General features: G+C 46.6%; 3 protein-coding genes. All 3 read left to right on the top strand.

Translation table 11 applies throughout. The annotated features are described in order from the left end of the window. A partial coding sequence (locus NJ959_RS29325; protein ID WP_254015288.1) for a hypothetical protein occupies positions 1-392 on the top strand: 392 nt, incomplete at its 5' end. Between the two features lie 153 nt (positions 393-545). Then, entirely contained in the window at positions 546-899 is a 354-nt protein-coding gene (locus NJ959_RS29320) for a YtxH domain-containing protein (RefSeq protein ID WP_254015287.1), read from the top strand. A gap of 11 nt (positions 900-910) precedes the next feature. Beyond that, positions 911-1,423, top strand: a complete 513-nt coding sequence (locus NJ959_RS29315) for a DUF948 domain-containing protein (RefSeq protein WP_254015286.1) — start codon at positions 911-913, stop codon at positions 1,421-1,423. The last annotated feature ends 149 nt before the right edge of the window (positions 1,424-1,572 follow it).

The following is a 1,572-nucleotide window of genomic DNA, read 5'->3' as shown; positions in this document are numbered from 1 at the left end:
CTCCCCACTCACCTCTTCTTATGCCCACCTACTTAGTTGTTATAGTTTTTAATGTACTGATTTCCCTCGCCTGCCTGTACGGGGCTTGGCAAATCTGGAAATTGCGCAGGGTGATAGCAGATGCGACGGCTGCGATCGCAGCCGCTGAACGTAACATCCATTCTGCCTTATACAATGCCCCTGGACCAATTTATCAGGGGCAAATAGGTGTAAGAGGAGTAAGACAAAGTTATCAGCAACTAGAAATTCAGTGGCAAAAAATTCAGCAAATCTTGTCAGTATTAGCTTTGATGCAAGGGATATGGCGGGAAGCACTCAAGCGTAGTAGCAGGCGCACGCGATGGCGTAGCCCGCAGACTGCATCGCAACATCGTAGAAAAGGTGAGAGGTGAGAAGTTATTTGTTATTTGTTATTTGTTATTTGAATTGAACAACCAACAACCAACAACCAACAACCAACAACTAACAACAAATAACCAATAACTAACAACCAACAACCAACAACCAACAACCAACAACTAACAACTAACAACAAATAACAAACGATGTCAAAGAAAAGTGCCGGAGCATTTATTGGAGGTATGCTGTTGGGCGGTACAATCGGAACCATCATCGGTATCCTGATTGCTCCGCGCACAGGTAGGGAAACGCGACAATTATTGAAAAAATCCGCAGACGCATTGCCAGAATTAGCCGAAGATTTATCGACCACAGTACAATTACAAGCAGATCGCCTTTCAGGATCGGCACTCCGTAGATGGGATGCGACATTAAATCGACTGCGAGATGCGATCGCAGCCGGAATTGAGGCATCTGTAGAGGAGAGCGAAGAAATCGATCGCTCCAAGTCTGACTTGGCAACAGATTCTCCCTCCTCAGTTTCCAATCATCAGCTATAGGTAATCTGTCAGTGACTGATCCTCTATTTTGGTTAGGATTATCTATTCTCTTGGTAGCAGTTAGTTTAACTGCCCTTTTATTCGCCGCGCTACCAGCCTTTCTGGAGTTAGCGCGGGCTGCTCGTAGCGTGGCAAAATTAGCCGATACACTTCAGCGCGAATTGCCGCCAACCCTAGAGGCGATTCGCCTAACAGGTTTGGAAATCACAGACTTAACCAATGATGTGAATGAAGGGGTTAAAAGTGCCTCTCAAGTTGTTAAACAAGTCGATCAAAGTATCAGCGGTGCGAAAGGGCAGGTGAAAAAGGTACAGATTAACACCCGTAGCGTCTTCGCCGGAGTTAAAGCCGCATGGAAAACGTGGACACATCCCGGTAACAGACACAAGTCAATCGATCGCCTAGCAGCCTCTCAACGATCGCCTCTAAATATGCGCGATCGCGAAGCCCTGCTGCGATCGGATCGCGAAACCCCCGATCCAATCGCTGAATCCTCATCCCATCGCGATCTTGATGAAGGATGAAGTATTACAGCAGAATGCTGGTTTATAAAGTACACCTCAGAAACCCGCCAGAGAATAAATTCTCTGTCTAATAGCCACTGGCGGTTTTGGCCACTGCTGCAAGATCTGAGTATAAGTAAAAAAAATAGTTTCCCCCCACTCCCCACTCC

This window comes from Limnofasciculus baicalensis BBK-W-15 (assembly GCF_024178385.1).
Taxonomy (GTDB): Bacteria; Cyanobacteriota; Cyanobacteriia; order Cyanobacteriales; family Coleofasciculaceae; genus Limnofasciculus; species Limnofasciculus baicalensis.
The sequence above is the reverse complement of the archived record's forward strand: the minus strand, read 5'-3'. Positions and strand labels throughout refer to the sequence as shown.

Excerpts from the sequence above, each read along its gene's own strand:
- NJ959_RS29320 (WP_254015287.1), top strand. The coding sequence starts at position 546 with ATGTCAAAGAAAAGTGCCGGAGCATTTATTGGAGGTATGCTGTTGGGC.